Source organism: Halopelagius longus, assembly GCF_900100875.1.
Lineage (GTDB): Archaea > Halobacteriota > Halobacteria > Halobacteriales > Haloferacaceae > Halopelagius > Halopelagius longus.
The window spans coordinates 666,097-689,567 of the sequence record NZ_FNKQ01000003.1 but is presented as its reverse complement, the minus strand read 5'-3'; the positions used below and the strand labels follow the sequence as shown (position 1 = coordinate 689,567).

The window sequence follows — 23,471 nt, the reverse complement described above, 5'->3', positions numbered from 1 at the left end:
TCAGTCGCCTCGCGGTACGTCACCTCGACTGCTCTACTACCGACCGCTCTCCGTTCTCTCGCGTTTCTCGCCCGCTATCGCGGCGGCCCCTTAAAATGTCGGCGGGGAGAGTTATCTGATTGGCGAGCGAACCCCCGTCCATGTCCGAAGAAAGCCCCCAACCGAAAGTCGGCATGACAGTGTACACGGAAGACGGCCGTCCCCTCGGCAACATCCGCGGGTTCGACACGGACGGCTTCTTCGTCACCACGGAGGAGGGAATCGACAAGATGTCCGTCGAGCACGAACGCTCCGGGCACGAGTTCGGCGAGGCCGAACTGATGTGGCGGTGCACGAACTGCGGCGAGATGGGCGAGTTAGACGACGAGGAGGAGCCCCTCCCGGACACCTGTCCGAACTGCGGGACGGAGAAAGAGGAACTGATGTACTGGACCGAGGACTAGTCGCGGAGCGCCGAGGCGGCATCCAACTGCTTTTTCCGCGGGGTCGCAGTCGAGTCGAGCATGGAGATTCTCGTCTTCGGCGCGGGGAGCCTCGGGTCGCTCGTCGGCGGCCTGTTGGCCCGCGTCCACGACGTGACGCTCGTCGGGCGCGACCCGCACGTCTCGCAGGTGAGAGCAGACGGCCTCTCGGTCACCGGCGCGGCGGCGGCCCGCGTCGCCCCGGACGCGACCACCGACGGCGAGGGACGGACCGCCGACCTCGCGGTGGTGACGGTGAAGTCGTTCGACACCGCCGCCGCCGCCGAAACGCTCGCCACCGGGGAGTTCGACGCCGTCCTCTCGTTGCAGAACGGCCTGACCGAGGAGACGCTCGCGTCGAGGCTCGATACGACGGTGCTCGCGGGGACGGCCACCTACGGCGCGCACCTCCGCGAACCCGGACGCGTCGCGTGCACCGGCGTCGGGCGGGTGGTGCTGGGCGCGCGAACCGGCGGCAGCGACCCCGCCGCCGAACGCGTCGGCAAGGCGTTCCGCGACGCCGGCCTTCGGACCCTCGTGGCGACGGACATGCCGCGCCGTCGCTGGGAGAAGTTGGCCGTCAACGCCGGTATCAACGCCGTGACCGCCCTCGCGCGCGTCGAGAACGGCTCGCTCGCCGACGGGCCGGCCGCCGAGGTGGCGCACCGCGCGGCGCGCGAGACGGTCCGCGTCGCCCGCGCCGAGGGCGTCCCGCTAACCTACCGCGGGGCGCGCGCCGCACTCGTGGAGGTGGTGTCGGACACCGCCGAAAACCGGTCGTCGATGCTGCAGGACGTGGACGCGGGCCGACGGACCGAGGTGGAGGCCATCCACGGCGAGGTGGTCGAACGCGCCGACCGACACGGAATCGACGCGCCGACGAATCGGACGCTGGCGGGCCTCCTGCGCGCGTGGGAGGCGGGGCGCGGCGTTCGCTGACCGCCGAGTGCGCCGGGACGATTCCGCACCCGTCAAGACGCCGCCGCCCGAACCGGCGAGCGTGAACCAACAGACCGCGTGGCTGGTCCTCCTCGCGGCCGCCTGCTTCGAGACGGTGTGGGCGGTCGGATTGGAGTACGCCGACGGCTTCTCGAACCTCCGCGCGACGGCGGTGGTGGTCGTCGCCCTCGTCGTGAGCATGGCCGGCCTCGCCAAGGCCGTCGAAGTGTTGCCCGTGGGGACGGCCTACGCCGTCTGGACCGGCGTCGGCGCAGTCGGCACCGTCGTCCTCGGCATCGTCCTGTTCGGCGAGTCCACGTCGCCGGTCCGACTCGTCTGTCTCACCGCCATCGTCGCCGGAGTGGTCGGACTCCGCTTCGCGGCGTAAACGGAGGAAAATCAGCGTTCGGTCGTGTGGGGGTCCTCTTCTTCGCGCGTCCGTTCGCCTATTCGAGGTATCCGAGGTCCCTGAGGCGCTCTTGGGCGTCTTCGTCCATCTCCTCGACGGTGTCGTCGGACACCTCGTCGTCCAAGGCGTCGGTCCACGCGCCGCCGACGGCCGCCTCGAACTCCGAGAGCATCGCCTCCGTCGCCTCGATCTCCGCGTCGCCCTCGCCCGCGAGGTTCGTCGTCTCCTCGGGGTCGGTGTCGAGGCGGTACGCCTCGTCCTCGATGCGGTCGATGCGGACGTACTTCGCGTCCGTCCGGCGGGCGGCGCGCATCCGCGAGTAGAACCGCGACTCCTTCGGGAGCGTGATACCCGCGTCCGAGGCCTTCTCCTCTAACTGCTTCAGTTCGACCACCGGGCGGGAGTACTCCACGAAGGCGTACTCGCCGTCGCCGATTTGGCCGGGGTCGTCGTTCGCCGCCTCGGCGAACTCGCGGTACGACTGCGAGAGCAGCGACCGGGTTCGGTCGAGTGCGACGGCGTCGTCGCCGGGGTCCGCGGGCGCGCCCCCTTCGACGTCGAGGGCGTCGAGGACGGTGTGATAGAGGTCGACGAGTTCCACTTGGTCCTCGCGGCGGTCCTCGTCCAGTTTCGGGTGCTTGACCATCAGGGGGACGTTCACGAGGGGGTCGTACAGACAGAACTCGTGGCCGTACAGGTCGTGTTCGCCGTGGAGTTCGCCGTGGTCCGCGCAGACGACGACCATCGTGTCGTCCCACCGGCCCGTCTCCTTCAGCCAGTCGAACAGGCGACCGAGTTGGTCGTCGATGTGCGCGATTTCGGCGTCGTACAGGCCCCGGATGGCCTCCCACTCCTCGTCGTCGATGTCGCGCGCACCGGAGTTGTACTCCTTGGAGTTCTGGCATATCTCCGTGGAATCGACGCCGGGGGCGAACTCCTCGGCGAACTCCTCGGGCGGGTGGTACGGCAGGTGCGCGTCCATCAGGTTGATGAACGCGAAGAACTCCTCGGAGTCGTCGATGAACGACTTCGTCTGGTCGATTACGGCGGGCGTCTTCGAGTCCGCGCCCTCACCGCCGGCGAGGTACTCGTGGGCGGTGTTGCCGAGGCTGACGAGTTTGTCCGCGATGGCGCGGAGCGCTTCGTTGTCGTTCATCGTCTTCCACGCCTTCGCGAGGGGGCCAGACAGGAAGTCGCCGGGCATCACCTCGAAGAAGTTGTTCTGGTCGTCGAAGCCGTCGGTGAGGTGGGTGTACGGCGTAATCCACGCGTTCGAGGAGTAACACGCGGTGTCGTACCCCGCCCGCGAGAGCGTCTGTGCGAGCGTCGTCGCGCCCTCCAAGTAGGGGTTCTCCTGGTCGGCCCCGTGGTGGCTCGGGTACATCCCGGTGAAAAGCGACGCGTGGACCGGGAGCGTCCACGGCGCGGGGGCGACGGCCTGTTCGAACACCGTCGCCTCCTCCGCGAACGATTCAAGCGCCGGCGTCGTGGGCTTCTCGTAGCCGTACGGCGTGAGGTGGTCCTTCCGGACCGTGTCCATCACGACGAAGAGGACGTTGTCGGGCGACTCGGTCATACCCCGCAGTGCGGGCGAACGCGGGATAAACTTCCTGTTCTCGCCCGTTCGCTCCCGCTACGTGCGGCGCAGTCGCACCGCTTGTCGGGGTGCGAAAACGGAAAAATCGAGGTATCCGCGGCGTTCAGAAGGGAGCCTGCGGCCCTTCGTCGCTCTCGCCGTCGTCGCCTTCGGTGTCGCCGGGGAACGACGGAGACATGCCGCCGCCGTGACCGCCGTCGCCGCCCATTCCGGTTTCGGCGTTGACCTTGTTTATCTCGGGAATCTCCTTGACCATGCGGCTCTTGATGGCCTGAATGGTCATCGGCGAGATACCGCATCCGGAGCAAGCGCCGCCGAGCATGATGGTGACTTCGCCCGACTCGCGGTCGAGGTGCTGGATGGCCGCGGAGCCACCGTGCATCTGAATCTGCGGGAAGTTCCGGCGGAGGAAGTTCGTGACCCGGTCTTTGAGGTCGTCGTCTCCGTCGGTCGCGTCCGTACTCATGGTTCGGGGTTCGAGACGAACCGGCTTAGGCCTTTGGTTCAGGACTGTAGGCCGAAGACGCGCCGGAGTTCGGCCCGAATCTCGTCTGTGTAGCGCTCGAGCGTCGCGTCGAGTTTCTCGTCGTCCACGACGACGCTCGTCAGTCGTTCGTGGGGGTTCTCGGGCAGGTCGATGCGGAACTCGCCGTCCTCGTACATCGGTTCGGACTCGTTGAGAATCTCCTGGTCGATGCCGTGAATCAGCGTCGAGTCGTACTCCTCGTTCATCGTCTCGAAGGCGTTCTTGTACGCGCGCTGAAGTTCGGGGAAGTAGTGGACGTACTTGTCCTCGAACTTCTCTGGGTCGAAGTCGGCCATACCCGGACGTTCGCCGTCGCGAATAAAAGTCGGCGTGGTTCCGTCCGGCGAGTTTCGCGTCGGCGGACCGGGCGGGAACGTTCACGCGCGCCGACAAAATTGCAACGAGTTAACATAATCTACGTCCATGATGCACTCATGGAGTTCGAGAGACAGGATTCGTTGGCACGGCTTCGGAACACCGTAGCGTCGGGCGATCCGATAATCGGCGCGGGGGCCGGGACGGGAATCTCGGCGAAGTTCGCCGAACGCGGGGGCGTCGACCTCCTCATCATCTACAACTCCGGTCGGTACCGGATGAACGGTCGGGGGTCTCTGGCCGGCCTCCTCCCGTACGGCGACGCGAACGAAATCGTCGTCGAGATGGGCCACGAGGTGCTTCCGGTCGTCGAGGACACGCCCGTTCTCGCGGGGGTCAACGGCACGGACCCGTTCCGGCAGATGGACGTGTTCGTCGAGAAACTGAAGCGGCAGGGCTTCTCCGGCGTCCAGAACTTCCCGACGGTCGGTCTCATCGACGAAGACAGCCAGTTCCGGCGGAACCTGGAAGAGACCGGGATGGGCTACGACGAGGAGGTCGAGATGATTCGGGAGGCGAGCGACCGGGGGATGCTCACCTGTCCGTACGTCTTCGACGAGGAACAGGCGCGGCAGATGGCCGAGGCGGGCGCGGACGTAATCGTCGCGCACATGGGCCTGACCACCTCCGGCGACATCGGCGCGGAGACGGCGTTGGACCTCGATACGGCCGCAGACCGGGTGCAGGCGATACGCGACGCGGCCGTCGAGGCGAACGAGGACGTGATGGTCATCTGCCACGGCGGGCCGATAGCGTGGCCCGACGACGCCCGGCACGTCATCGAGAACACGGAGGGCGTCGTCGGGTTCTTCGGCGCATCCAGCATCGAACGCCTCCCCACCGAGGAGGCCATCGAGAACCAAGCCCGCGAGTTCAAGGACATCTCGCTATGAGCGACGACGAGACGCGGTTCGTCTCGCCGGACGACGTCGAGAGTCTGGTGTTCGACTGGGGCGTCCTCAAGTGGCTCAACACCCCCGAGGTGACCGGTTCCGAGCGGTTCAGCGCGGGCGTCGTGCGACTCGAACCGGGCAAGGGCCACGAACGGCACGACCACCCCGAGAGCGACGAGATTCTCTACGTCCTCGACGGCGAGGGCGAACAGACCGTCGGCGAGGAGACGCGCGATATCGAAGCCGGCGAGGTGGTGTTCGTCCCCCGCGGCGTTCCCCACAGCACGGTCAACACGGGGTGGAAGACGCTCAGTCTCCTCGCGGTGTACGCGCCGCCGGGACCCGAAGACGAACTCCGCGAGATGCCAGAGTGCACCGTCGTCCCGCCGGGGGAACTGCCGACGCGAGACGCCGGAGGTGACGGCACGTGACCGTCGCACTCGTCGGCACCCTCGACACGAAGGGCGAGGAGTTCGCGTTCGCCCGCGACGTGTTGACCGACCACGGCGTGGACGTTCACGTCGTGGACGTGGGCGTGATGGGCGACCCCGCCTTCGAACCGGACACGACGAACGCCGACGTCGCGGACTACGCGGGGACGACGATCGAATCGCTCCGCGAGTCGGGCGACCGGGGGGAGTCGATGGACGCGATGGGTCGCGGGGCCGCCCGCGTCGTCGAAGAACTGCACGACGAAGGCGTCTTAGACGGCGTTCTCGGCCTCGGCGGGTCCGGAAACACCTCCGTCGTCACGACGGCCATGCGGGCGCTTCCGTACGGCGTCCCGAAACTCGTCGTCTCGACGATGGCCTCCGGCGACACGCGCCCGTACGTGGGCGCGCGCGACATCACGATGATATACTCCGTCGCCGACATCGAGGGGTTGAACCAACTCTCCCGCCGCATCATCTCGAACGCCGCCCTCGCGATGGTCGGCATGGTGACCAACGAGGCGGACGTCGAGGTGACCGACAGTCCGACCGTCGCCGTCACGATGTTCGGGGTGACGACGCCCTGCGTGAAGGCGGCGCGGGCGTGGTTGGAGGACCGCGGCTACGAGTGCATCGTCTTCCACGCCACCGGCACCGGCGGCGAGGCGATGGAGAACCTCGTCGAACAGGGCGTCGTCGACGCCGTCCTCGACGCGACGACGACCGAACTGGCGGACGAACTCGTCGGCGGCGTCCTCAGCGCCGGGCCCGACCGCTTGGAGGCGGCGGGCGAACGCGGCATCCCGCAGGTGGTCTCCGTCGGCGCACTCGACATGGTGAACTTCGGCCCGAAGGAGGACGTGCCCGAGGAGTTTCGCGACAGGCACCTCCACGTCCACAACCCGACGGTGACGCTGATGCGGACGACGCCCGAGGAGAACGCGGAACTCGGTCGCATCCTCGCGGAGAAACTCGGCGACGCCGCCGGGCCGACGGCCCTGTTTCTCCCCCTCCGAAGCGTCTCGATGCTCGACGCCGAGGGCGAGGACTTCGACCACCCGGAGGCGGACGAGGCCCTCTTCGAGGCGATTCGGGAGAACCTCTCGGAGAGCGTCGAACTCGTCGAACTCGACGCCGACATCAACGACGACGAGTTCGCCGAGGCGATGGCCGAGAAACTCCACGAGTTCGTGGAGGCGACGTAGCCCGCCGAACCGAATTTTGTATAGCGACATCTACTTTATGCCGTTGTTCGCGGCGATCTCTCCGAACCTCCCTTTCGACGCTCGATCGCTTCCGAACGGCAGTTTCAGGCGTCTCACGCGAAATCCGAGCGAATCCGGCGTCCCACCGGCGCTCTCACGAACGACTACCGGGCGAGACGGAGAGTTCCTGCCTGGTTCGACCCGAGAAGCGACGTCTCGACGGTATCGCGTCGCGCCCTCCTTCGCCGCGGACTCCCTGCTTTCGGCCCATCTCTCCGCGGCGTCGAGGGAGGCGGTCGGACCCGCCCGCGTCCGGAAGTCCGAACCGGGCACCACGACCCGGAGGCTGATTTTGACGCGTGACTTCTTTTTTGCAGCGTAGAGGGAGAATCAGCCGAACAGTACGACTGCGCATTTCCCTAATTATGGTCAGGTCGGTGCCGAGACCAAAGTTGCCAACCCGAGCTAAGCGCGATGACTGAGAATCCGACAATAGCCACGATTGCCCAGATATCTCCTTCACCGACGATTATTCTGTATACCTGCATAATCGCCGCGATACCGCTTGCGACGACGATTAATAGTAGTCGGCGTTGAGATACACCGGACATCCGTTCTCTGACACTACTACTGACACACCCATATATCTCTCCCAGCACAGAAAGAGAAACACGCGCTGTACCAAGCATCGTTGGTGGGGAAGGACGTTGAGTAATTCCTCTGTCTGTAGCAACTCTAAACCGCGACTCGATTCGGAAGCGAGTGGAGCGACCCCTCCTCCGAGGTTGTGAGGGCGCACTCACCCCCGTTTCGTACACCTAGAAACGGTATACGAATCCCCACGTCTGTGCCAGATATTATCTCACTCTCTCTGCTGAGGATTCGCTCTGCGGGACACGAGAGCATCGACTCGGCGGCGTCCGAGTGCGATACGACCCTCCCCTTTCGCGGAGAACTCGGGCGGACGCTACCCGTCGTTTCCTCCTCCGAACTCGTCGCTTCGGTCGGTTTACCCCGATATTCCGCCGTTCGACCGGCTTTCGACCCACTCGCGCCGCTTTCGACGACCGGAGACGGACGCCGGTCCCGCACAGGATATATCTCATGACGCTATACGAAATCGGGTAATCGTCGGAACGGGGAGGCTCCGTCGAAGGCGTTCGCTCGCGGCGGTTCGTGACCTCCGAGGACGGCAAAAAGCGGCGAGAGCAACTACAGCGGAAGGTGATCGAGGAAGTCGGCGCTTTGGCGGTCGAGGCGGTCGAGGCGGTCGAGTCTGTTGCCGAGAAGGTCCCGCATCAGTATCACGAGCGAGTTGTCCTCGCCCGTGATGGCCGTCTCGACGGGCGCGCCGTTCGATTCGCCGATCGACCCGAGCAGGATGGCCTCGCGGTCCGCCAACACCAACCGGCCGAGTTTCTCCCGTTGGGGCGGCAGGTTCAGCCAGTCTAACTGCGGTTCCCAGATCGTCGCTCGGGGGACGCGTCAGCGGACAGTCCCGCCCCGTCGAGTATCTCGGTCAGTAGCTTCCGTTCGCTGGTCCGGAGGTGTTGGTGAAACGTCGCGGGGGAGACGCCGAGAATCTCCGCGAGGTCCTCTCCGCTGTTCTTCCGCGGCCACTCGAAGTACCCTCGGCGGTAGGCCAGTTCGAGAGCGGTGCGCTGTCGTTCGGTCAACGACTCGAGCAGTCCCTTCTCGGAGACGACCGGCCGTTCGACCGTCTTTCGCCGTTGGAGGAGGACGTCGGCGCTCGGGTACGACGCCTTCACCTCCTCGACTATCTCCGCCGTCTCGACGTGCGGCGGCAGTTCCATCGTCGCCGTGAGTCCGGCGTCGTTGACGACGATTCGGCTCACGCGTCCGCCGCGGGCGACCACCTGTGAGATGAGCGGCGGACTCCGTATCCGCACTCTGAACTCCGACTCGTCGTCGCTCACCTCGGTCACGTTCGCGTCCGAAATCGACGGCACTCCCGCCGCGAGTCCGAGAATCGTCGCCTCCGATTCGGGCGGGGCCGTCCCGACGAGGACGTAGCTCTCCTGTCCGGTCGGCACCACCTGCGACACCTCTAGCCGCGGGATGTCCGACTCCTGACCGTCCAAGAGGTCCGCGAGGTTCCGGAACTGGAGCGTCACCTCCGTCATCTCCCTCGTGAGGAGGGCGTGCTTCTGCGTCGCCGCGGCGATGGCGTGGCCGACCATCTCGCCGAACGACCCGAAGATCGACTGCACGTCCGGGCCGAACGCGTCTCTCTCCTCGGCGTAGATGCCGAGCACCCCGTAGACGGTCTGTTCGTAGACGATGGGTATCGTCGCGACCGACCGCACGCCGCGTTCGAGGGCCGCCTCCCGCCACGGTCCGAACGCCTCGTCCGTCTCCACGTCGGAGACTATCTGTACGTCCCGGGTCTGGACCGCCATCCCGGCGGGCCCCTTCCCCGTCTTCCGTTCGTCGAGGGTCACCGTCACGTCGTCCACGTAGCCTTTATCGTCGCCCGCCCGCGCGACGGGGGTGAGCGTCTGGTCGGCCAAGTCCACCTGCCCTATCCACGTGAACGCGTAGTTGTCCTTGCGGGCGAGTCGGTCACAGACCAACTGCTCTATCTCCTCGCGGGAGGACTCGGTTATTATCGCCCGCTGAATCTCCTGTGCGAGCCTGTTCAGGCGGTTCAACGCCTCCAGTTCCTCCCGCTGAACCTCCAGCGTCCGGGTGTAGGCGTGTCGGTCTATCGCGGTTGCGACGATGTGGGCGATGTTCTCGACGAAGTGGACGTCGTACGCGGAGAAATCCCGCGCCGCCGCGTCGTGGACGCCGAGGATACCCCACGGGTCGTCCACGGGACCGATTATCGCGTCGATTCCGCTCCGGACGCCGAAGTCGGCGATTCCGTCGGCACCGTCGAACCGGGAGTCGGTCTCGAAGTCCTCGACGACGACGGGCCGTTCGGTGCTGAGCGTGTACCCCGCCTGCGTCGTCTCCGAGACGGGGATGGTCGCCGACCCGACGACGTCGTCGTCCCACCCGACGCCCGCGCGGAACCGGAACTGCCCGTCGGCCGCGTCCAGTTCGAGCACTTCGCAGTACTCCGCGTCGAGGGTGTCGGCCACGCGCCCGACGACTTCGTCGAGGAGCGAATCGACGTCGGTCGCAGTGAGTGCCTCGTGGCCCAACTCCGCGACCGTCTCCTGTTGGGCCGCCTTCGCGGCCAGTTCTCTCTCGGCCTTCTTTCGCTTCGAGATGTCCCGGAACAGGCCGACGAAGTACCGGTCTCCCTCGAAGAAGAAGTCGTTCAGCGAGATACCCAGCGGAACTTCGTAGCCGTCCTTGTGCTGTCCCGGCAGTTCGACGTACCCCCAGTCGATGTTGCGTTCGCCGGTGTCGAGGTACGTCTGGAGGGCGTCGAGGTGGACGTCCCTGAGTCGCTCGGGGATTATCTGTATCTTGCTCCCGCCGACTAACTCCTCGGGCGAGTGGCCGAGAATCCGCTCGACGGCGGGGTTCGCGTACTGTATCCGGCTGTCGGCGTCGAGGACGATGATGCCGTCTCGGACGGCGTCGGCGAGGGCGACGAACGCTTTCGCCGGCGCGTCCTCGGGGCGTTCGCGTCCGTCGCTTCCCTCGCGTTCGCGGCGACCCTTCGGCCGGACGACGCCGAGATATCGCTCGCCGCCGTCGGGTCGTTCGACCCGTTGGAGGTGGACCTCACAGAGGACGGCGGTCCCGGACTCCGTCTCCAACGACGCGGTGGTATTCACCGACTCGCGGGGGTCCGCGCCGTCGTTCTCTCGCAGGAGGGTCTCCACCGACGGCGGCAGGTGTCCGGACGCCGCGAGGTGAGAGAACGGGCGGTCGAGAAGCGCCTCCCGAGCGAACCCGGTGAGGGCGGTGAACGCCTCGTTAACGTCGGACACAGTGCCGTCGGGGGTCAACTCGAACGTCGCAATCTCCGCTCGCGACAGCAGGTTCCCGACGGGAACGTCCATCGTCGGGCCCTCGTTCGTCGTCTCGCACGGCGGAGATGTGCCGTTCGGTGCGGGGGACATCTCCCCCAGTTCGGAGCGCTACGGAGATAAGCGCCGCGTCAGTTACGTTCCGTTCGCCCGAATTTCACACGGTTTCACGCGTTTTACGCCCCGATTTCCGGCGGAATCGGAGGCGAAAACGCCGCTTCAGCCGAGTTGCTCGCCGACGAGGCGGTCGGCCTCCGCGACGAACTCCCGTTCTCTCCCCTTCGGGATGGTCGCGCCCGCGGCGACGTCGTGGCCGCCGCCGTCGCCGCCGACGGCCTGCGACGCCTCCCGCATCACCGCAGAGAGGTCGAGTCCCTTCCGCACGAGGACGTGCGACCCCCGAGCGGACACTTTCACCTCCGCGTCGGACTTCTCCGCGAACGCGAGTATCGGCTTGCTCCGGGAGATGCCGCCGGACCCGACTGCCATCCCGGCGACGATGCCGACGATGGTCTCGCGGATTCTCGTCCCAGCGTCGAACCACTGGACGTTCTCCTCGACGGTCGTCCCCTCGTTTTTCACCCACTGGAGCCCCTCCGAGAGGTTGCGCCGGTGGTTTCGGAGCAGTTTCCGGGCGCTGTCGAGGGCGCCCTGCCGGTTCCCGAGACAGACCGCGAGTCCCACGTCCGCGCGTTCGTACCGCGCCGTCGCGTTCAGGAGCGTGGAGAACTCGCTCACGTCGCGGAGTTCCGTCCCCGCCTCCTCGTCGGTCAGCGTGTACGTCGTCCCGACCAGATTCTCGATTCTGTCGGCGGGGACGCCCGAGGCGATGGCCCGGCGCAGCAGTGCGCTCACGAGGGTCTTCCGTTCGTCCATCGTCAGGTCCACCCACCGCCGCCACTCGCCGTCGGCCTTCAGGTCCAAATCGAGGTCCGAGAGGAACTGCACCGCGCCGTTCGCGTCGTTGGAGATGCCGGGGATGCGAACGTCGCTGGCGTACTCCAAGAACTTCGGGAGGGGGCGGGTCTGCCGCCCGTAGAGGACCAAATCCCGCGCCTCCTCTACGACGCCCGCGGCGACGCCCTCCTCGACGATGCCGGCGTTCGCGCCGTGCAGGCCGCCGTCGGAGTTCTGCATGTCGCCCACCGCGCCGACGACGGCGAGGGCGGCCAAGTCGCGGTTGTCGCACCCCTTCGGTTCGAGTGCGCGAGCGAGAACGTAGCTCGCGCCCGCCCCGGAGAGTTCCGACGCGCCGTCGATGCCGAAGAGCAGCGGATTGAGGTGGTACTCCGTCTCTGCGTCGGCCGGTTGGTGGTGGTCGGCGATGACCGGCGTGAAGTCGCCCGCCTCCTCGCGGGGGGCGATGACGTCCAACTGACCGCTGCCGAAGTCGGTGAACAGCACGGTGTCGTACTCAGTGGCGGCTATCCGCGCCACCTCCGACTCGTCTAACTGCTTCGAGAACACCGTCTCGAAGGGTATCCCCGCCCGTTCCAACGCCGTCGAGGCGACGGCGGCGCTCGTCAACCCGTCGGCGTCGATGTGCGAGGCGAGGAGAACTTCGTCCGCTTCGCGCAGTCGTTCCGCGCACGCCTCGGCGCGCGACTCCAGTTCGGGGACGGGACCTGCCATTACCCGGTGTAGGTTCGGTCTCGGGTTTAAACTCTCGCCTGCGCGCCGTCGCCCCGCGTCCGGCGCTCGACGGCCGAGAGCAGTGCCGTCGCGGCGAAGATGCCGTCGTACCAGAGGCCCGCGGCGACGGTGCCGACCGACCGCCGGTCACGCGCCACCGCTCGGGTCCTCCGGACTCACTCGTGGTAGGTGGGGGCGGCGCGTTCGACCACGTCGCAGACGAGTTCCTCGAAGTCGGCGGCGTCCGGAACCACGTCCACGTCGATGCCGAGCGATTCGGCCGTCTCGCGCGTCGGCGGGCCGATGGCACCGACGACGGCGTCGTTCAGGCCCTCGATGGCCTCCTCGCGGACGCCGCGTTCCGCCGCGGCGTCGAGGAAGTTCTCGACGGTGAGAGAGGAGGAGAAACAGACGCCGTCGAGTTCGCCGCCCGCGGCCATCACCGTCGATTGGCCCGCCCCTTCGGGGCGGACGAGGCGGTACAGCACCGTCTCGTGTACCTCTGCGCCCGCCTCGCGCAGGCCGTCTAAGAGCACGTCGCTGCCGTGGTCCGACCGGGCGACTTCCACCGTCGCGCCCGCCACCTCCTCGCGGAGGTGTTCGACCAGTCCGGCGGAGGTGTACTCCTCGGGCACCCGGTCTACGGTCCACCCGGCGTCGCGGGCGGCGTCGGCCGTCGCCGCGCCGATACAACAGAGCGTCGAATCGCCGGGGCTCCACCCCGCATCCGCGAGCAGTTCGACGCCCGTCTTGCTCGTCAGGACGACGTACTCCGCCGCCTCGGGCGTCGCTTGCGTCGGTTCGACTTCGAGCATCGGGTCGGGGACGGGACTCGCGCCGAGCGAATCGAGCAGTTCCACCGCGTCTGCGAGTCTGTCGTCGTCCGGGCGGAAGACGGCGACGCGAACGTCGCGGTTCACCCCTCGCGCACCTCCGGGTCGGCGGGGGTTCCGGCCGGGAGTTCGCCCGTCCGGTTCCGGAGGAACTCGACCACTCGGTCTCTCGTCGCCGCCACGTCGCCGATGACCGTTATCGCGGGCGGTTCGATGCCCTCGGCGTCGCGCACGTCGACGATGGTGTCGAGCGTCCCGGTGGCGACGCGCATCTCCGGCCACGTCGCGCGTTCGACGAGTGCCACGGGCGTCTCGCCGTCCATCCCGGCGTCCCGAAGCGCCGCCGCGTAGTCGGGCAGTTTGCCGACGCCCATCAGGACGACGAGCGTCCCGCCCGTCGCGGCCAGCGCCTCCCAATCGACGGCCGACTCCTCCTTCGTCGGGTCCTCGTGGCCGGTGACGAACGAGACGGAGGAGGTGTGGTCGCGGTGCGTGACGGGGATGCCCGCGACGCCCGCGCCGGCGATGGCGGAGGTGATGCCCGGCACCACCTCGAACGGGACGCCCGATTCGGCGAGGTGTTCCATCTCCTCGCCGCCGCGGCCGAAGACGAACGGGTCGCCGCCCTTCAGGCGCACCACCGTCTTGCCCTCGCGGGCGAGTTCGACCATCCGGTGGTTCGTGTACTCCTGCGGCGTCCACTCGCCGCCCGCGCGCTTGCCCACGTCCTCGCGTCTCTCCTCGGGTATCTGGCCGATAATCTCCGGGCCGGGGAGCTTGTCGTGCAGCACCACGTCCGCCTCCGAAAGCAGGCGCTTTGCCTTCACCGTCAGCAGTTCCGGGTCGCCCGGTCCGCTTCCGACGAGGTAGACCATCCCCGGCGCGGCGTCCGCCGCCGCGTCCGCGTCGTCGCCCGCCCCGGTCCGCGCGTCGTCGGTGGGTTCCTCGCTCATCGTCTCACTCCTCGTCTGCGAGTTCGCGGGCGGCCGCGACGAGTTCGTCGGCCCCCTGTTCGGCGAGCGTTTCGGCGAACTCGACGGCGGCGTTCGCGTGGTTCTCCACCGGCAGGTCCCGGGACCCCCGGACCTCCTCCTCGCCGTCCACCGAGAGGATTCGCGCGGTGACGTGGACGTGTTTCCCCTGCAGTTTGGCGTGCGCGCCCATCGGCGCGACGCACCCGCCGCCGAGTTCCGCGAGGACGGTTCGTTCCACCGTCGTCTCCACGCGGGTTCGCGGGTGGTCGATGGCGTCGCGCACGTCGTCGGCCACGTCGCCGTACTGCGTCGTGACCGCTATCGCGCCCTGCCCCGGCGCGGGGACGAACTCGTTCGTCGGCAGGCGGACGTACTCGACGTTGTGAAGCAGGCCGCTCCGTTCGAGGCCCGACTCCGCGAGGACGATTGCGTCGTACTCGGTGTCCACGTCGCGTTCGAGGGCCCGGCGCTCTATCTCGCGGAGGCCGTCGAACCACTCCTCGATGGACTCGTCGAACTCCGCCTCGTACTCCTCGCCCTTGGCGGACGCCACGGCCTGTTCGCCCTTCTTCTCCCTGTCGGCGTCCACGCGCTTCTCGTGTTCGGCCTGTAGCGACGGCGCGAGGAGCTTCTCCACGCGGGTGTCGACGTTGCCGCGGAGGGGTTCGACCTCCAAATCCGGACGGGCGGCGAGAATCTCGGCTTTCCGCCGGAGCGACGACGTTCCCACCGTCGCGCCCGCCGGGAGGTCCTCCAGTTCGGAGCCGTCGGGCGTAATCAGCACGTCGCCCGCGGGCGCTCGCGGCGGGATGCCGGCGACCACGAGGTTCTGCGGGCTCTCCGTCGGCATGTCCTTCATCGAGTGGACGGCGGCGTCGACGCTCCCGTCGAGCACCTTCTCGTCTAACGCCCGGACGAACGCGCCGGTTTTGCCGAGTCGGTGGATGAGTTCGTCGCGCACCTCGTCGCCGCGCGTCTCCACCTCCACCAGTTCTACCTCGAATCGGCGGTCGGAGAGCGCCTCCCGGACGCTCGCCGCCTGCCGGAGCGCGAGGTTCGACCCTCGCGTCGCCAGTCGGAGTGTCCCGCGTGTCATCGTTGTCGAAACGTGCGCGCCGGTGGGTGAAAAGGCCACCACTTCCGTCCGCGCGTCCGTCACCCCGTCTTCGGCCGGTTCGGCGTCGTCCCGTCCGCTCGCCGAAACGTATTCAGCATCCGATACGAATCGTCGCCCGTGTCCCTCCCCGCCCGCCTCGGCGACGAACTCGCCGACCTGTTCCGCACCGCCCTCGTATGGGCGGGCCTCCTGCCCGCCGTATCGCCGATAGATACGGTCGTGACAGCCGTTCCCAGTCTCCCCGCCGCGCCGGGGTGGCTCTCGCTGGTCGCGGCCGCCGTCGCCGTCGGGGTGGGTGAACTATACGTCCCCCGGCGCGTCGCTCCTCCGCGTCTGGGCGTTCGGCCTCCTCACGTCGCTCTCGGTCACCGTCTTCATCGCCGCTGTCGTCGGGTTCACGACGCTCGGGTCCGCGGGCGAGTCGTGCCCCTCGCCGCCGCGTACGCGGTCTGTTGGCTCTGCTCGCTCGGGTTCGCGGTCGCTCTCGTATCGCGTCGGGTGCGGCAGAAGATGGTCGTCCGCGTGGACCCCGCGGCCCGCGGCCGGTCGGAGTAGGTTACGGCGTTCCGACCGCGCCGTGGCGCTTGTAGAGGTAGTACAGCGACGCGACGACGCTCAGGGAGAACGCGCTGAGGACGACGCTGGCGAGAGCGACGAGTCCCCACACGAGGGGGTCGGGCGTCCACTCAGCGCGGGACTCCGCCACCGCCCGCGCGTCCACGTACGTCGCGATGGGGTACATCACCGTCAGCACCAATCCGACCAGTCCGGCGGCGGGGACGAGGAAGAACGCGGCCCCGAACGTGAGGAGGCCGCCGGTCAGAAACAAATCGAAGAGGAAGCCGAACAGGAAGAAGACGCCCCCGACGAGGGCGGCGAGGCCGAACGCCGGGACGGCCGCTATCCAGTACCACCACCGGGAGTCGACGTCCGCCCGCGGGAGGATGTCGCCCAACGGGTCGTCGTACTCCCGCGTCGCACCCGCGTCTGTTCGCACTTCTGCGTCCATAGTTGACAGGACGCGCTCCGGGGAGAAAAAGGGAGCCGGTGGTTCCGACGACGCGGCGACGCCGCTACAGCGGTTTTACGTCTCGACTCCGTAGGCGGGGTATGTCGTATCTCGGCGGGCGGTCCGACTTTCTCTTGGCGGTCCTCCGAGCGACGCAGGAACACGACGTGGAGTACCCGGCGGCGTCGCTGGCGTACTACGGCTTCGTCGCGCTGTTTCCCCTGTTGCTGTTGGTGCTGACGCTCGTCGACCGGTCGGCGGCCGTCCGGGTTCACGAGGTGACGCCGCCGTTTCTCACGCCCGACGTCCAGGCGTTGGTGTGGGAGGCGGCGGTGACGAGTTCGGGGCGACTCGGCTCGACGGTGCTCGCGATTCTCGTCCTCGCGTGGAGCGGAGCGAACGTCGCCGTCGGCTTTCTGACCGTCGTCGAACGCGTCGAGGGCGAGGACGACCGATCGTACTCCGAGCAACTCCGCGGCGCCGTCGCCGTCCTCCTCTCTTTGGTTCTCGCGCTCTCTCTGATACTCTGTACGAGCGTCGTCTTCTCGCTGTTCCCGAACTCGCCGTTCGTCTCCGCCGCCGCCGTCGTGACCCTCCTCGCCGTCCTCACCGTCGCGTTCCTCCCGGCGTACTACGTCCCCGCGCGGCGGATAACCGAACCGACGGCGGCGCTTCCCGGCGCGTTCATCGCGGCGGTCGGATGGACGACGCTCCTCGTCGTCGTCCACCTCTACGCCGTCAACGCCTCGCGGTACGCCATCTACGGCGTCATAAGCGGCATCATCATCATCCTCACGAGCGTGTACGTCGCCTCGTTCGTCCTCTTCTTGGGCCTCATCGTCAACGAGACGCTCAGCGGCGAACTCGCCGCCGCCGACGCCGACGCAGACAGCGCGTTCGACACCGGATAGCGAGAGCTCCGATATGCGGAGCTACAGCGTCTCTTTGTACGCTTCCAACGTCTGCTCGATGTCCTCCTCGGTGTGGGCGTAGGAGACGAACTGCGACTCGAACTGGTTCGCCGTGAGGAAGACGCCGCGGTCTTTCATCTCCTGCCAGAAGATGCGCTCCCAGCGCTCGGTTTCGGCGTTCGCCACGTCCGCGCCGGTCTTCGGGCAGTAGTCGTACCGCGGGCAGGACTCCCGTTGGACGCATCCGGCCTCGCACGCGCCCGTCAGGTCGTCCGGCCCCTCGCGCGTGAAGATAACCTTGAACATCGAGTCGGTGCCGACGACGGTGTAGGAGGGGGCGTTGTCCTCCACGACGTCGGTCAGGCCGCGGCGGAGTTTCTCGCCGAGTTCGTTCACGTAGTCGTAGACGTCGTTCTCCGCGGCGTACGTCAGGTAGGCGTGACCCGCGGCCATCGTCACCGGGTGCCCGGAGAAGGTGCCCGACTGGAACACGTCGCCGGAGGGCGAGAACTGCTCTATTATGTCCGCGCGCCCGCCGATGGCGCCGACGGGGAACCCGCCGCCGACTATCTTCCCGAACGTCGTCACGTCGGGCGTGACGCCGAACTTCCCCTGCGCGCACTGCAGGCCGCCGACGCGGAAGCCGGTGATGACCTCGTCGAATATCAGGAGCGACCCGTACTCCTCGGTCACCTCGCGGAGGTGTTCGAGGTAGCCCTCGACGGGGTGGACGATGCCCGTGTTGCCGAGGATGGGTTCCGTCAGGACGGCGGCGACGTCGTCGCCGTACTCCTCGAACACCTCGTCTACGGCCTCGGGGTCGTTGAACGGCACCGGGATGGTGTGCTCGGCGAACGAGTCGGGGATGCCCTTCGTACTCGGAGCGGTGTCGCCGGGTTCGCCCTCGACGAGGGTGGACTCCTGTGCGCCGTGGTAGCCGCCCTTCATGACGACTATCTTGTCGCGGCCGGTGTACCCGCGGGCGAGGCGCACCGCGGACACCGTCGCCTCGGTGCCGGAGTTGACGAACCGCACCTTCTCGACGCTCGGGACGTGCCGCGCGACGAACTCGGCGTGTTCGACCTCTATCTCGGTGGGCGCGCCGTACATCGGGCCGTCGGAGGCGTACGACTGCACCGCCGAGCGAACCGGGTCGGGCATGTCGTGGCCGTACAGCAACGGCCCGTAGCCCAGCACGTAGTCGATGTAGCGGTTCCCGTCCGCGTCTACGACGTGCGCGCCGTCGCCGCGTTCGACGAAGAACGGGTACGGTCGCACCGCGCGAACCGATGAGTTGACCCCGCCGGGCATCACCGAAAGCGCCCGGTCGTACAGGTCGCGGGACTCGTCGTGATTCATGGGCGGCGGTTCGGCCGGTGGGAAAAAGAAGTGCGGGGTTCGGGAGTCGAACCGACCCCGTTCGACGCCGACGTACCGGTCCGGTCGCGACTCCCTCTCCCCGTACCGCTCACCCCCTCTCCCCAACTGTCAATATACATATTATAAACTGCTACTATACAGTCGGACGCCCGCCTAACTGCCTCATGGCGGACAAACAAGACGACGTGAATGTAACAAACAGAAGAAACTTCATGAAAGCGGCTGGTGCCGCGGCGGTCGGTGCCTCCGCGCCGCTTCTCGACGCCGACATCGTCCGCGGCGTCAGCGCCGAGTCGGTCGAGGAAGGCGCCGTCGATTGGACGACGGACGGGGCCGACGCCGACGCGTTCCCCTTGTCGGTCGCGAGCGGGGGTCCCACCGACTCCGGGGCCATCCTCTGGACGAAGCTCTCCGAGGGCGCACACTCCGACTCCGACCCCGTGTACGTCCGGGTCGGAACCGACGAGTCGTTCTCGGAGACGGTGTACGAGGGGAAAGTCGAGGCCGACTCGGTCACGGCGGACCACGACCGAGTGGTGAAGGTGGACGTGGACGGGGAACTCCCGGGCGACAGCCACCTCTACTTCCAGTTCCACCACGCGGGTGCGAACAGTCAGGTCGGTCGCTGTCGCACGCTCCCCGCGCCGGACGCGAGTCCCGACAGCGTGCGTCTGGCCGTCGTCACCTGCCAGTCGTACCAGAGCGGCTACTACCCGGCGTACGGCTACATCGCCGAAGAGGACGTCGACTACATCGTCCACCTCGGCGACCAAATCTACGAGTACGCGGGCGACTCCGAACTCGAAGGGCGCTCCGTCGAACTCCCCAGCGGTAAGGACGTGGTGTGGAACTTAGAGGACTACCGGCACCTCTGGCAGACGTACCGCGGCGACGAGTTCTTCCAGCAGGCGCTGGCCAACCACACGCTCATCCCGACGTGGGACGACCACGAGATAATCAACAACCGCTACTGGGACTACGAGAACCAGAACCCGTGGACGGACGACCACCCCAAGAGCGACGACCCCGAGTTCCTGACGAAGCTGTTCGAGGCGGGGATTCAGGCGTGGTGGGAGTACAACCCCGCGCGCGTCCAGTACGACCCCGAGGCGGACACGCTTCTCGACCAGTTCCACCTGTGGCACAGCGTCCGCTTCGGCGACCTGCTGGAACTGCCGGTCACCGACGAACGCCTGTTCAGTTCGCTCCCGCCGGGCGGCGACGACGCCGGGCAACGCCAGTGGGGGACGCCGCCGAACGCGCCCGAGGCCGACGACGGCGACCGGACGCGACTCGGCTTCGAGCAACGGAAGTGGCTCCTCGAGACGCTGAAATCCACCGACGCGACGTGGAAGGCGTGGACGAACGAAGTCGCGCTCTCGCCGCTGTGGCTCGCGTTCGGCGACGACTCGCAGTTCGGCCGGAACTACGACGCGTGGGACGGCTACCAGCACGAACGGAGGGAGATCCTCGGCCAACTGTCGCACTTCGACGTGAACAACTTCGTCGCGTTCACGGGCGACATGCACACCTACATGGTGTCGAACCTGCTGAACGACTGGGAGAGCGTCGAGAACCGCACGCCCGTCGTCCCCGAGGAGGAGAAGGTCGGCGTCGAACTGATGACGCCCGCAATCTCCAGCAACTCCGGCACCTCGGACTTCTGGAGCGTCGGCGAGCAGATAGCCGAGGAGCAGGGCTCGGACGACCTGACGAACGAGCGGATGACCGAAGTCGTCCTCGAAGAGAACCCCCACGTGGAGTTCTTCAACGCCAAGTACAACGGCTACTCCGTCGCGGAGTTCACCCCCGACCACTGCACGTGGACGACGTACGCCGTCGACGACTTGGTGGACGACGCCGACGCCGCCTGCGACGTCCTCCGGAAGTACCGCGTCCCGGCGGGGAGCGTCGAACTGGAGCAACTGGAAGCGACCGACTCGCCCGAGGGCTTCTCCGAGAAGTAACGAGGCGAACTGGGGCGACTCGGGAGCGTTCGTCCCCGGGGCGCTACCGGTCGCCTCCCAACCACCGAACGACGGCCGCCTCCTCTTTTTCGTCGTCGGCGTCCTCGGGTGCGTACCGTTCGACAGCGAGCAGTCCGACCACGTCGTTCACCGTGTGCACCGCCACGAGGACGGGAAGCGACCGAAACCACAGGTACAGAAGCGTCGTCAAAAGCGCGGGTTGAGCGATGCGGACGACGGCGTTGCGGTCCCACGTCTCCCCGTGGTGACCGAGCGTGAACGCCGCGAACGAGACGAACCCGGCGACGGGGTAACTGCCGGTGAGAGCGAGCAGTCGCTCGACGGCGTAGCCGTGGAACGCGAACTCCTCCGTCGCGCCCGCCGTGAACGCGACGAACAGTCGCTCCGGAATCGACAGCGAGGCGAACGACCGAATCCCCTCCAGGAGGCTCTCGCCGCCGTCGCCCACCCGCGCCCACACGGGAGCCATCAGGAAGTTCGTCCCGAGCATCACCGCGACGCCGACGGCCACGTCGCCGAGGAACTCGGGGGCCGACCCGACGCGCCACCCGACGGACGCGAGCGTCTTCCCTTCGAGGGCGACGACGACAAGGAGGACGGCCGGAACGACCCACTTCCAGAGGTGGTCCCGGAGTTCGTCGTCGCCGGTCAACTCGAGCGCTTCCCTCGCGCGGTCCAGCAGCTCGAAGCCGACGAGGGCGACGACGAGTCCCGCGAGGGTGACCGGCGAGGCGTCCATACTCGGAGTTCGAACGAACCCCCGGTCTTTGCTCTTTTCGTCTTTCCGGTTCGCTACCTTCGCACCTCGTCGGCCGGCCTCTCCGACCGGAAACTCGCGGCCCACGTCGGGTGCCGCGCCGAGGACGCGTTCGTGCGGTCGCTTTCGGCGTACTCGCGCGAAGAAAATGACCGTCGAACCGCGTCGGAACCGACCGCTCAGACGGCGTCGCGTCCGGTCTTGCCCGTGCGGACCTGCACGGCGTCGTCGACGGGCATGATGAACACTTTGCCGTCGCCGGGTTCGCCGGTTCGGGCGGCCTCTGCGATGGCGTCCGCCACCGTTTCGGCGGAGATGTCGGCGACGACGCACTCTATCTTGACCTTCTGGTGGAGGTCGACGGTGTACTCCTCGCCGCGCCACTGCCCTTTCTTGGCCGGTTGCGACCCCCGGCCGGAGACGTTCGTCACCGTCAGCGACGGCGCGCCGACCTCCGCCAGCGCTTGCTTCACGTCGCCCAGCTTGTCCGGCCGGACGACGGCCATTACCAGTCGAATCTCTCCGTCGTTGGGTACGTCTTCACTCATAGTTACTCCTCACGCTCCGCTTCCGTGAACACACCGCCGTCCGCGCGGACGCCGGCGTCCGATTCGGGGCCGAACTCGGGGTAGGTGTCTACGCCGTGCTCCGAGGTGTCGAGTCCCTCGCGTTCGTGTTCGCGCGTGACGCGCGCCTGTCCCGCCGCGCGGAAGACGCCGAAGACGGCCGCCGTCGCGGCGAACGTCCACGCGGCGATGACCGCGACGCCGACGACCTGCGGGACGGCCGCGCCGACGAACGAGGCGCTTCCGGACCAGACGCTCGTGGCGAAGGCGGGGTACAGGAGCGCACCCAGCACGCCCGCGGAGCCGTGAACCGGGAACACCGCGCAGACGTCGTCTATCTTCAGGCGCTTCTCGACGAACGAGAAGACGAGGGGTAGTTGGACGCCGCAGAGGAGGCCGACGACGACTGCGCCGGGCCAGACGATGGCGTCAGCGAGGGACGTGACGCCGACGAGGCCGGCGAGCAGGCCGTTCGCGACGTACAGCGTGTCGACCTTCCCGGTCCGGTACATGGCCATGCCGGCCGCGCCGATGGCCCCGGCGGCCATGCCGAGAGTCGTCACGAGGGCGGCGCGGCCGACGTAGGTGAACGCGCCGAGGGTCACCTCGCCGCTCTCGGTGAGGGCGAGGGGGGAGGCGGCGGTGCCGACGTTGAAGCCGTACCAGCCGAACGCGAGAATCAGAGTGCCGAGGACGGCGAACGTCATCGAGTGACCGGGGATGACGTTCGCGCTCCCGTCGGCGTTGTAGCGGTCCATCCGCGGACCGATGATCCACGCGGCGGTCAGGCCGGCGATGCCGCCCATCCCGTGGACTATCATGCCGCCCGCGAAGTCGTGGAAGCCCATCGCGTCGAGGAAGCCGCCTCCCCACGTGAATCCGACGACGACGGGGTAGACGACGCCCGCCAGAAGGACGGTGTAGGCGACGTACGCGCGGAGTCTCGCCCGTCCGGCCACCGCGCCGGAGACGATGGTTGCGGCGGTCATCGCGAACACCGCGCCGAACAGCCAATCGACCCACGCCGACGTGGCTTCCGGCGCGTACAGGTCCGCGAACGCCCCGCCCACGGAGACGGAGCCTCCGCCCGTGAGTCCGCCGACGATAGTCGAGACGGCGGCTCCGAGGAGGAAGTAGACGATGACGCCGACGCTCCACGTCAGCAGGTTCTTCGTCAACTGGTTCGCGACGTTCTTCGAGCGGACTTGCCCCGCTTCCAGCATCGCAAAGCCCGCGTGCATGAAGAAGATGAGGAACGTGACGGTCAGCACCCACACGAGGTTCACGCCCTCTACCACCGCCGCGAGGTCGGTTTGCAGGGGACTTAGCATTCGATACCTCCGTCGAACGTCGTCGTTTCGCTGGTGAATGGACGGTCGTACATTATTTTCGTGTATTCTCCGAGGTTTGTCTCGAAGTTCTCGTCATATCTGTACTCCTGATTGCTTATAACAGTTAGTGTTGACAAATGATGGTTTCGGGCGCGTATAATCGACGCACGTCCGATATAAATGCGTG

Annotated in this window: 24 protein-coding genes; 9 read left to right on the top strand and 15 right to left on the bottom strand. The window is 67.3% G+C overall.

Annotated elements, in window-relative coordinates:
- Positions 1 to 140 precede the first annotated feature (140 nt).
- The 3 genes from BLS11_RS14330 to BLS11_RS14320 all read left to right on the top strand — a co-directional run bounded on the left by BLS11_RS14330 (position 141) and on the right by BLS11_RS14320 (position 1,788).
- A complete protein-coding gene (locus tag BLS11_RS14330; protein ID WP_092538427.1) occupies positions 141 to 443 on the top strand; it encodes a DUF7130 family rubredoxin-like protein in 303 nt (100 codons plus the stop codon).
- A gap of 60 nt (positions 444 to 503) precedes the next feature.
- Complete coding sequence (locus tag BLS11_RS14325) at positions 504 to 1,400, top strand: ketopantoate reductase family protein (protein WP_092538426.1); 897 nt, start codon at positions 504 to 506, stop codon at positions 1,398 to 1,400.
- A gap of 61 nt (positions 1,401 to 1,461) precedes the next feature.
- On the top strand, positions 1,462 to 1,788 hold the full coding sequence (locus BLS11_RS14320; protein ID WP_092538622.1) for a DMT family transporter: 327 nt from the start codon (positions 1,462 to 1,464) through the stop codon (positions 1,786 to 1,788).
- A 58-nt stretch (positions 1,789 to 1,846) separates the two neighbouring features.
- Here BLS11_RS14320 and BLS11_RS14315 read toward each other — a convergent pair whose 3' ends face one another.
- The 3 genes from BLS11_RS14315 to BLS11_RS14305 form a co-directional block, all read right to left on the bottom strand.
- Positions 1,847 to 3,385: a sulfatase gene (locus BLS11_RS14315; protein ID WP_092538425.1), complete on the bottom strand. Its 1,539-nt coding sequence runs from the start codon at positions 3,383 to 3,385 to the stop codon at positions 1,847 to 1,849.
- 124 nt (positions 3,386 to 3,509) lie between these two features.
- Positions 3,510 to 3,872, bottom strand: coding sequence for a NifU family protein (locus tag BLS11_RS14310; RefSeq protein WP_092538424.1), 363 nt, complete (start codon positions 3,870 to 3,872; stop codon positions 3,510 to 3,512).
- Between the two features lie 38 nt (positions 3,873 to 3,910).
- Complete coding sequence (locus BLS11_RS14305; RefSeq protein WP_092538423.1) at positions 3,911 to 4,228, bottom strand: DUF5783 family protein; 318 nt, start codon at positions 4,226 to 4,228, stop codon at positions 3,911 to 3,913.
- A gap of 138 nt (positions 4,229 to 4,366) precedes the next feature.
- Here BLS11_RS14305 and BLS11_RS14300 point away from each other — a divergent pair, with 138 nt between their 5' ends.
- From BLS11_RS14300 to BLS11_RS14290, 3 genes are read left to right on the top strand one after another with little or no spacing between them, the layout of a single operon-like run.
- On the top strand, positions 4,367 to 5,200 hold the full coding sequence (locus BLS11_RS14300) for a phosphoenolpyruvate hydrolase family protein (protein WP_092538422.1): 834 nt from the start codon (positions 4,367 to 4,369) through the stop codon (positions 5,198 to 5,200).
- On the top strand, positions 5,197 to 5,631 hold the full coding sequence (locus tag BLS11_RS14295; RefSeq protein WP_092538421.1) for a cupin domain-containing protein: 435 nt from the start codon (positions 5,197 to 5,199) through the stop codon (positions 5,629 to 5,631). Before BLS11_RS14300 ends, BLS11_RS14295 begins: the two co-directional genes overlap by 4 nt.
- Positions 5,628 to 6,836 (top strand): Tm-1-like ATP-binding domain-containing protein, encoded by a 1,209-nt coding sequence (locus BLS11_RS14290; protein ID WP_092538420.1) that lies wholly within the window; start codon positions 5,628 to 5,630, stop codon positions 6,834 to 6,836. The genes BLS11_RS14295 and BLS11_RS14290 overlap by 4 nt, the downstream gene beginning before the upstream one ends.
- Positions 6,837 to 8,048: 1,212 nt before the next feature.
- Here BLS11_RS14290 and BLS11_RS14285 read toward each other — a convergent pair.
- The 7 genes from BLS11_RS14285 to hemC all read right to left on the bottom strand — a co-directional run bounded on the left by BLS11_RS14285 (position 8,049) and on the right by hemC (position 15,321).
- Positions 8,049 to 8,240, bottom strand: a complete 192-nt coding sequence (locus BLS11_RS14285; RefSeq protein ID WP_139172802.1) for a hypothetical protein — start codon at positions 8,238 to 8,240, stop codon at positions 8,049 to 8,051.
- 44 nt (positions 8,241 to 8,284) lie between these two features.
- The gene (locus BLS11_RS14280; protein WP_092538418.1) at positions 8,285 to 10,879 is read right to left on the bottom strand and encodes a PAS domain S-box protein; all 2,595 of its coding nucleotides are present in this window, start codon (positions 10,877 to 10,879) and stop codon (positions 8,285 to 8,287) included.
- Between the two features lie 126 nt (positions 10,880 to 11,005).
- On the bottom strand, positions 11,006 to 12,418 hold the full coding sequence (locus BLS11_RS14275; protein ID WP_092538417.1) for a RecJ family nuclease: 1,413 nt from the start codon (positions 12,416 to 12,418) through the stop codon (positions 11,006 to 11,008).
- 26 nt (positions 12,419 to 12,444) lie between these two features.
- Positions 12,445 to 12,576: a hypothetical protein gene (locus tag BLS11_RS19880; protein WP_258555477.1), complete on the bottom strand. Its 132-nt coding sequence runs from the start codon at positions 12,574 to 12,576 to the stop codon at positions 12,445 to 12,447.
- Between the two features lie 18 nt (positions 12,577 to 12,594).
- The gene (locus BLS11_RS14270; RefSeq protein WP_092538416.1) at positions 12,595 to 13,338 is read right to left on the bottom strand and encodes a uroporphyrinogen-III synthase; all 744 of its coding nucleotides are present in this window, start codon (positions 13,336 to 13,338) and stop codon (positions 12,595 to 12,597) included.
- Positions 13,335 to 14,126, bottom strand: coding sequence for a uroporphyrinogen-III C-methyltransferase (cobA, locus tag BLS11_RS14265; RefSeq protein WP_092538621.1), 792 nt, complete (start codon positions 14,124 to 14,126; stop codon positions 13,335 to 13,337). The genes BLS11_RS14270 and cobA overlap by 4 nt, the downstream gene beginning before the upstream one ends.
- Before the next feature lie 82 nt (positions 14,127 to 14,208).
- Positions 14,209 to 15,321: a hydroxymethylbilane synthase gene (hemC, locus tag BLS11_RS14260; RefSeq protein WP_092538415.1), complete on the bottom strand. Its 1,113-nt coding sequence runs from the start codon at positions 15,319 to 15,321 to the stop codon at positions 14,209 to 14,211.
- Positions 15,322 to 15,459: 138 nt separating this feature from the next.
- On the opposite strand from hemC, the gene BLS11_RS14255 reads away from it, so the two are divergent.
- Positions 15,460 to 15,897 (top strand): hypothetical protein, encoded by a 438-nt coding sequence (locus tag BLS11_RS14255; protein WP_092538414.1) that lies wholly within the window; start codon positions 15,460 to 15,462, stop codon positions 15,895 to 15,897.
- A gap of 1 nt (position 15,898) precedes the next feature.
- Here the strand turns inward: BLS11_RS14255 and BLS11_RS14250 are convergent, their stop codons facing one another.
- A complete protein-coding gene (locus tag BLS11_RS14250; RefSeq protein WP_092538413.1) occupies positions 15,899 to 16,351 on the bottom strand; it encodes a hypothetical protein in 453 nt (150 codons plus the stop codon).
- Between the two features lie 101 nt (positions 16,352 to 16,452).
- Here BLS11_RS14250 and BLS11_RS14245 point away from each other — a divergent pair, with 101 nt between their 5' ends.
- A complete protein-coding gene (locus BLS11_RS14245; protein WP_092538412.1) occupies positions 16,453 to 17,262 on the top strand; it encodes a YhjD/YihY/BrkB family envelope integrity protein in 810 nt (269 codons plus the stop codon).
- A 21-nt stretch (positions 17,263 to 17,283) separates the two neighbouring features.
- Here the strand turns inward: BLS11_RS14245 and hemL are convergent, their stop codons facing one another.
- Positions 17,284 to 18,621: a glutamate-1-semialdehyde 2,1-aminomutase gene (gene hemL / locus BLS11_RS14240; protein ID WP_092538411.1), complete on the bottom strand. Its 1,338-nt coding sequence runs from the start codon at positions 18,619 to 18,621 to the stop codon at positions 17,284 to 17,286.
- A gap of 185 nt (positions 18,622 to 18,806) precedes the next feature.
- Between hemL and BLS11_RS14235 the strand changes: the two genes are divergently transcribed.
- Positions 18,807 to 20,609 (top strand): alkaline phosphatase D family protein, encoded by a 1,803-nt coding sequence (locus tag BLS11_RS14235; RefSeq protein WP_092538410.1) that lies wholly within the window; start codon positions 18,807 to 18,809, stop codon positions 20,607 to 20,609.
- 43 nt (positions 20,610 to 20,652) lie between these two features.
- Here the strand turns inward: BLS11_RS14235 and BLS11_RS14230 are convergent, their stop codons facing one another.
- From BLS11_RS14230 to BLS11_RS14220, 3 genes are all read right to left on the bottom strand, one after another.
- On the bottom strand, positions 20,653 to 21,369 hold the full coding sequence (locus tag BLS11_RS14230) for a CPBP family glutamic-type intramembrane protease (RefSeq protein ID WP_092538620.1): 717 nt from the start codon (positions 21,367 to 21,369) through the stop codon (positions 20,653 to 20,655).
- Positions 21,370 to 21,566: 197 nt separating this feature from the next.
- Positions 21,567 to 21,935 carry a nitrogen regulatory protein GlnK1 gene (locus BLS11_RS14225; RefSeq protein ID WP_092538409.1) on the bottom strand — a complete coding sequence of 123 codons (369 nt, stop codon included), beginning with the start codon at positions 21,933 to 21,935 and terminating at the stop codon, positions 21,567 to 21,569.
- Positions 21,936 to 21,937: 2 nt separating this feature from the next.
- Complete coding sequence (locus BLS11_RS14220; RefSeq protein ID WP_092538408.1) at positions 21,938 to 23,284, bottom strand: ammonium transporter; 1,347 nt, start codon at positions 23,282 to 23,284, stop codon at positions 21,938 to 21,940.
- Positions 23,285 to 23,471: the final 187 nt, after the last annotated feature.